The organism is Streptomyces sp. SID5785, from assembly GCF_009870065.1.
GTDB lineage: Bacteria > Actinomycetota > Actinomycetes > Streptomycetales > Streptomycetaceae > Streptomyces.
The window spans coordinates 1-6827 of record NZ_WWIA01000932.1 but is presented as its reverse complement, the minus strand read 5'-3'; the positions used below and the strand labels follow the sequence as shown (position 1 = coordinate 6827).

Annotated in this window: 6 protein-coding genes and 1 pseudogene; 3 read left to right on the top strand and 4 right to left on the bottom strand. The window is 71.7% G+C overall.

The features are described 5' to 3' along the window. The first annotated feature begins 70 nt into the window (after nucleotides 1-70). The gene (locus tag GTW43_RS30520) at nucleotides 71-421 is read left to right on the top strand and encodes an alpha/beta hydrolase (RefSeq protein ID WP_161305225.1); all 351 of its coding nucleotides are present in this window, start codon (nucleotides 71-73) and stop codon (nucleotides 419-421) included. 150 nt (nucleotides 422-571) lie between these two features. Further along, nucleotides 572-2032 (top strand): FAD-dependent oxidoreductase, encoded by a 1461-nt coding sequence (locus GTW43_RS30515; protein WP_161305224.1) that lies wholly within the window; start codon nucleotides 572-574, stop codon nucleotides 2030-2032. A gap of 191 nt (nucleotides 2033-2223) precedes the next feature. On the opposite strand, the pseudogene GTW43_RS30510 reads toward GTW43_RS30515, so the two are convergent. The 4 genes and pseudogenes from GTW43_RS30510 to GTW43_RS30495 form a co-directional block, all read right to left on the bottom strand. After that, a pseudogene (locus GTW43_RS30510) lies at nucleotides 2224-2463 on the bottom strand (AAA family ATPase); the annotation flags it as partial. A gap of 235 nt (nucleotides 2464-2698) precedes the next feature. After that, a complete protein-coding gene (locus GTW43_RS30505) occupies nucleotides 2699-3682 on the bottom strand; it encodes a hypothetical protein (RefSeq protein WP_161305223.1) in 984 nt (327 codons plus the stop codon). A gap of 96 nt (nucleotides 3683-3778) precedes the next feature. Then, the gene (locus GTW43_RS30500) at nucleotides 3779-5194 is read right to left on the bottom strand and encodes a HAMP domain-containing sensor histidine kinase (RefSeq protein WP_161305222.1); all 1416 of its coding nucleotides are present in this window, start codon (nucleotides 5192-5194) and stop codon (nucleotides 3779-3781) included. Continuing rightward, a complete protein-coding gene (locus GTW43_RS30495; RefSeq protein ID WP_202502149.1) occupies nucleotides 5191-5886 on the bottom strand; it encodes a response regulator transcription factor in 696 nt (231 codons plus the stop codon). The genes GTW43_RS30500 and GTW43_RS30495 overlap by 4 nt, the downstream gene beginning before the upstream one ends. A 63-nt stretch (nucleotides 5887-5949) precedes the next feature. Between GTW43_RS30495 and GTW43_RS30490 the strand changes: the two genes are divergently transcribed. Then, nucleotides 5950-6827: glycosyltransferase (locus GTW43_RS30490; protein ID WP_161305221.1), on the top strand; the 878-nt coding region annotated here is incomplete at its 3' end.

The window sequence follows — 6827 nt, the reverse complement described above, 5'->3', positions numbered from 1 at the left end:
TCTGTGGCCGCCCCGACGGCCCTCCGGCAGGTGCGACCTTCCGGCGGGTACAACCTGGACACGGGTACCGATGGCCTTGCCGCGCTCCTGGACCACCTCGGCCTGCAGGACGCCGTCCTGGTGGGCCACTCGGCAGGCGGCGTGGAGATCTCCCGTCACCGCTCCGAGGGCGGGCGCCGCCCTGGTCGAGTCGATCGTCCACGAGGACCACCGCCCGACTCTGCGCAAAGTCTCGGTGCCCGCCCAGGCCGTCCACGGCACGGTGGACTCCTCCGCGCCCGTTGCCCTGACCGGCCGCCGCACGGCCGAGCTGATCCCAGGTGCAGTGTTCAAGGCGTACCCCACCGCCGGCGCCGGCCTGTACATCACGCGCAAGGAGCAACTCAACGCCGACCTGCTGGAGTTCGTCAGGGCTTACTGAGCTGCCACGCTGGCGGTCCGGCATCGGGTTTCGCACTCACGCCGAGTTCCGCGCACGACAGGCCGGGACGCCGAGAGACGGTCTGGTGCCGTGGCGACCCGGCGCCGCGCCACCCGCTCCCTCCGGGTGGCGAGGCCCTAGGGTGCGGGAATGACTTCTGTCGCCATCATCGGTGGATCAGTTGTCGGCTGTGCGGCGGCTCTGCAGTTCGCCCGCTCCGGCCGGCAGGTCACTCTCATCGACCCCGACCTGGGGCTGATGAGCGGGCCCGCAGCTCAGATGCAGCGGGCAGGGGCCCAGCACGCCGCCCAGCCGCACGGCCTGATGTCACGTGCGTACGTCGAGCTGGCAGACCGGCTCCCCGACATCGTCGCCGAACTGGCCCGGGCGGGGGCACCCTTGGTGCCCTTGGCTGCGATGATCCCCCCAGCTCTCTGCGACGGCGGGCGCCCGCACGACGACCGGCTCGCGACCGTGCGCACCCGCCGCGTCACGCTCGACCGGGTGCTGGCGCGCGCCGTGGGCCATGAGGCCTCCATCGTCACCAGACCCGTCCGGGCGACCGGCCTCGAGGTCGACGCCGGGGCTCCGCCGCGGGTGCACGGAGTCCGCCTCGCCGACGGCAGTACCGTGCCCGCGGATCTGGTGCTCGACACGACCGGCCGCCGCTCGCCCGTGCCGCGCTGGCTGACCGAGGCCGGGTACGCGCAACCCGAGACCCTGGACCGGTGCGACGTCAGCTACTACGGACGGCACTACCGCCTCCGCCCCGGTCAACGTCCAGCCCTGAACACGGGCTTCGGAGACATTCACGGATTTCCGACGCATCTGCAGTTGATGTTCCTGGGCGACAGCGACACCGCGATGGTGGCCCTGTGCGTTCCCCGCGGCGACCCGCTGATGAAGTCGCTTCGCCACTCCTCCGCGTTCGACGCAGTGCTCGCGGCCAATGACGACTTCGCCCACTGGATGAGTCTCCTGGAGGCGACGACACCTGTCTTCGCCACGGGAGCCCACGACAACCGGATGCGGAGCATGACCGTCGACGGTCGGCCGCTGGTGCGAGGCCTGCACCAGGCGGGCGACGCGCTCGCGACGACCAATCCCACGCGCGGCCGCGGGATCGCGATGGGCCTTGCCGCCGTCGGGCACCTCCACGACCTGGTCGTCGACGGACACCACGGCGATGACCTCACCCTGGCCTACGCCGAGTGGCAGGAACGCGTACTGGCCGTCTACTACCGCGAGGCCGTCGCGAGCGACACCCACCTCAGCCGCCGGCTCCAGGCCTCTGTGCACAACGGGCCGCACGAGGACCACGCGCCCGCCAACGCGCATCAACTCGAACTCCCGCCCGCACATCCGGCGAGCTCGGCCCAGATCGAACGCGCGGCCCGGCACGATCCGGACCTCCTCCGCAACTGGCTGAGGGCCGTGCACATGCTGGACGACGGCCGAGATATCGCTTCCTTCCGGGTCGCCGAACAGACCCACCGCACCCTGACTGCTCTGCCGCCCCCTGTCCCCCGCCCGCAACGAGACGGCGGACTGCACGATCCCACGACGCTCCGGACAGTGCTCCAGCGATTCGCTCAGGACGACGCCACCTGACCACCGCAGGCTGTTCTCGCAGATGGGCAGCCCAGAAGCCCGAGCATCGGGCGAGACGCCGGGGACCGCGCGGGGAACCTTGCCCCCTTCTCCGGTGCTGTCGGCCTGCCGGCTCAGGGCCATGAGCGTGGACTGCGGGCAGGTGTTCCCGCGCTCCGTCCGCCGATGTTCCAGTCGATCTCGCCTGTGGGGTTGGCCTCGGTCCACTCCACGGTGGTACGCGTGCCGTAGTTGTCGCGCAGCCGCGTTGGCGTGCCTTCGGCTACGACCCGACCCGACGCGATCACGGCGAGCCGCTGCGCGAGTGCTTCGGCCTCCTCCAGGTAATGCGTGGTGAGTAGGATCGTGGTGCCTTCGGCGGCGAGCATCCGGATCAGCTCCCAGAACTGCCGCCGGGCCGCCGGATCGAACCCGGTCGTCGGCTCGTCCAGACGCCAACTTGAATTCGCAGGGCAAAGGTCAGGCGTGACCGGCTCCCCGGGTACTCGTGCCGGTTGTGGGCGGGAGCACGTGGAGAGGATCGTCCGCCGGCGGCCCCAAGCTCACGATCGAGCGCGGTCATTCCATCCGGGTCCCAAAGACGCAGGACGCCGTCGAAGTCGCACAGGACAGCGTCGAAAAGCGAGTCACTCATGGACCCGATCCTGCCAGGATCGACAACTCCGTTCAGGAGGGTTCGGCCGGGTGCGGCGGTGCGAACGGCTGCGAAGCGCGGGACCAACGGACGGGCTCGCCGTCGGCTCCGCCGGTGAGCCAGGAACCGTCACCCAGGGGCACCAGCTCGTACGGGTTGCTCACCTCGACGGTGAACTCGCCGCTGAGGGTGCCTGTTCGTACGTCGACCAAGTGGTGACGGAACCACTCTTCCCCGTCCTGGCTCTCACCGCCCAAGGTGACGATGGCCCTGTCCTCAGTCAGGTAGCCGCCGCCCCACTCCACAAAGCAATCCTCCGGGTCGTACCCGAAGGCTTCTACGGGGAGGGTGAAGAGCACGCCCCCGTCGGGGTGATCGTGGAAGGCGACGTCCGCCTGCCCGTGGTCCACGGTCATGAACTGCCGCCCTGACGGAGCCAGGTCGATCAGGCAGCGGTCGGACCACGGGTACGTCACGAACTCCGGCTCGATGTCAGCCCCACCCGTACCCCGGAGCACGACGGAGCCGTCCTGGCCCTCACCGATGTCGATATAGATGCTGCCGTCCACGGGATGCACGTAGTGGAAGGCACCGTGCCCGACGGTCTCCAGCTCCCGGCGGGCGACAACCACACCACTATCGGCGTCGTGCACCACCCACTGGTCCCCGCCCCCACGTCCCGCCATCACGTCCGGCCGGTAGACCCACACGGTCCGGCCGTCCAGAGACATCGCACAGCCAGGCCGGTGGCCGTTGCGTACGTCAGAGTGCGGCTCGAAGTCCCGGGCCCACACAAGGGCGCCGGCACGCGTGAGGCAGACGACACTGTTCAGCGTCGTGTACACGACCCGCTCCAGATCCTGCCGGACCACCGACGCGACGACCTCGTCACCGTCCCTCGGCTGGAACACCGCTGCCGGCTCCAGCCTGCCGTAGACGCCGGTACCCGCGACGTAGGCGAGGATCCGCCCGTCGCGGTGGCGCGTGATGACCTTAGGCGGCGGCTGAGAACTCATCCGCTGAGGCTAACGCCCAGGCCGGGCTGCTCAGGAGCTGGGCCGGTGGACGCCCGGGCAGGGCAGGCACGGGTCAGCCAGGGCACGACGATGGTCTCAGCGCGCGGCCGGCGGGCTCTGCGGGCCGAAGCTCAGGGTGAACACCGCGCCGCCGCCCGCTGCCGCGCCCGCCGTCAGTTCCGCACCGTGCGCGCGGGCGATCTGCCGGGCCATGGCCAGACCCAGCCCCGAGCCGGGCAGAGCCCGTGCGGTCTCGGCCCGGTAGAACCGGTCGAAGACGTACGGCAGGTCCTCTGCCGCGATTCCCGGGCCGTGGTCACGGACCGTCAGTGCCAGGCCGCTCCCGTGGGCGGTCAGGTCGACCTCCACCGGGGCGTTCGGCGGGCTGAACTTGGCAGCGTTGTCCAGCAGGTTCGTCAGCAGTCGGGCCAGCCGCGCCGGTACCCCGGGCAGCGTCGTGTCCACCGCGGCGGGATCGGTCTCCAGCGCGAAGCGGATGTGCGGCCAGTGCGCGCGTGCTGTGGCCACCGCGTGTTCCGCCAGTTCAGCGATCCGTACCTCCTCGAGCAGGGGCAGCGGCTCCTCGTCCCTGGCCAGCTCGATCAGGTCGTTCACCAGCCCGGTCACCTCCCGGAGCTGTCGGCCCAGCGCCCCCGATGCCCGCTCCCGCTGCGCGGGCGTCAACCGGTCCGCGCGGGCCAGCAGTTCCGCGTTGGTGCGCAGCGCGGTCAGCGGGGTCCGCAGCTCGTGCGAGGCGTCTGCGACCAGCCGGCGCTGGGAACTGACCGACTGTTCCAGCTCGCCGAGCATCGTGTTGAAGCTCGCCGCCAGCCGGGTCACTTCGTCCTGTCGGCCCGGCGGTCCCGGCGGCAGTTCGATGCGGTGGCGCGGGTCCCGGGTCTCGGCGATCCGCTCGGTGGTCGCGGTCAGCCGGGCCACCGGGGCCAGGCCGGTGCGCGAGACCGCGTAGCCGAGCAGGCCGGCCAGCAGCACTCCCGCACCGCCCACCGCCGCGAGCAGCAGTGCCGCCTGCCGTACGCCCCGTTCCACCGGGTCCGCGCGCAACGCCACCTGGAGCGCCCGCCCGTCCCCGAACGGGGTCGTCAGCATCCGCAACGGATGCCCGAAGCGGGTGACATTGCTGAAGTACGGTGCCCTCTCCCCCGCCGCCACCTCCCGTACGGGGGCGGACACCGGCAGCGGATAAGGCTCGCCCGGGTCCGCCGACGGGTCGGCCGGGACCACCTGCGCGCAGGCAGGGGCGGAGAGATAGCGGCACTCGCCCGCCACGGTCCGCGGGCTCTCGCCCCGGTTCTCCTGGATCACCCGGGTCGCGGACTGGGTGAGTGACAGGTCCAGCTGGTGCAGCAGTTCGTAGCGGATCACGAAGAACGCCGCGGCGCACACGCCCACCGCGACCAGCGCCACCGCAGCCGAGGACGCCACCGCGAGCCGGGTCCGCAGCGGCCGCCTGCGCCGCCAGTGCGCGCCGAGCTTCCGCGCCCCGCTCACGCGACGTCCAGCCGGTAGCCGAGCCCGTGCACGGTGTGAACGAGGCGTGTCTCACCGCCCGCCTCCAGCTTGCGCCGAAGGTAACCCACGTACACTGCCAACGAGTTGGAGTCCGGGCCGAAGTCCTGGCCCCACACCCGCTCCAGGATCATCTCGCGCGGCAGCACCTGTCCCGGGTTGCGCAGCAGCAGCTCCAGCAATGCGGCCTCGGTGCGGGAGAACTCGACCGGCCGGCCGCCCCGCCGCCCGGTCCGCGTCACCGGGTCAAGGGTCAGGTCCGCGAAGCCCAGATCGCCGTCCGGGGCGGGCGGTGCGGCCCGCCGCAGCAGTGCCCGTACGCGAGCGACCAGTTCGTCCAGGGCGAACGGCTTCACCAGGTAGTCGTCGGCGCCCGCTTCCAGTCCGTCCACCCGCTCGGCCACCGACGACAGTGCGGTCAGGACCAGCACCGGCGTCCGGTCCTGGGTATCCCGCAGCCGCCGGCAGACCGCGAGGCCGTCGAGCACCGGCATCATCACGTCGAGCACCAGCGCGTCCGGCTGCCAGGCCGCCACCGCGGACAGTGCGGCCAGTCCGTCCGCGACGCCCCGCACCTCATATCCCTCGATGGTCAGGCCGTCCACGACAGCCGCCCGTACCTCCGGTTCGTCCTCGGCCACCAGGATCCTGCTCGCACTCCGCGCTCCGTTCATACCCGAAGCCTGCCAGCGTGGGCTCTTAGAACCCTCTTAAGCGGCCTCTCGAGAGTGGCGGCCATGCGCACACCACTCTCCGTCGTGATCGGTGCGGGCGGCACCGGCGGTCACATCTATCCCGGTCTCGCTCTCGCCGAGGCCCTGCGCCGCGCCGACCCGGACGCGGTCATCTCCTTCATCGGGACGAAACGCGGGCTGGAGACGACGCTGATCCCGGCCGCCGGCTACCGACTGCACACCGTCGACATGATCCCCTTCGATCCCGCGCTCGGCGCGAAACGCTTCCTCCTCCCGGCGGCGCTGCTGCGTTCGGGTGCCCAGGCCCGCTCGATCCTGCGGGCGCAGAAGGCGCAGGTCGTCGTCGGCATGGGCGGTTATCCGAGCGCCCCGGCGATCGTCGGGGCCAGGATGGCCGGACTGCCCAGCGTCATCCACGAGTCCAACGCCGTCCCGGGCCGGGCCAACCAGTTCGCCGCCCGGCTCACCGAGCATCTCACCGTCGCGTTCGACGGTAGCCGCGCCCACCTCTCGGGCGGTGAGCGGGCGCGGACCGTCGGCATGCCGATCGCCGCGTCGCTGGCCGCCCTGGACCGGCCGGCCCTGCGCGAAGAGGCCCGGCGTGCCTTCGGGACACGCGCCGGTGCGCGGGTCGTCCTCTTCAACGGCGGCAGCCTCGGCGCGGCCCGCCTCACCGAGGCCGCCGTGGGTCTGGCCTCCCGTTGGCGGGGCCGCCAGGATGTCGACCTCCTGATCAAGACGGGCCCGGCCGCGCTCTCGGAGACCCGGCGGAGGCTGGCCGACGCGGGCGTCGGGCCCGTCGCGCAGGCCGTGCCCTACCTGGACCGGATGGACCTCGCCTACGCGGTGGCCGACGTGGTGGTCTGCCGGGCCGGCTCGGCCACGATCGCGGAGCTGGCGACGACCGGGGTACCCGCGGT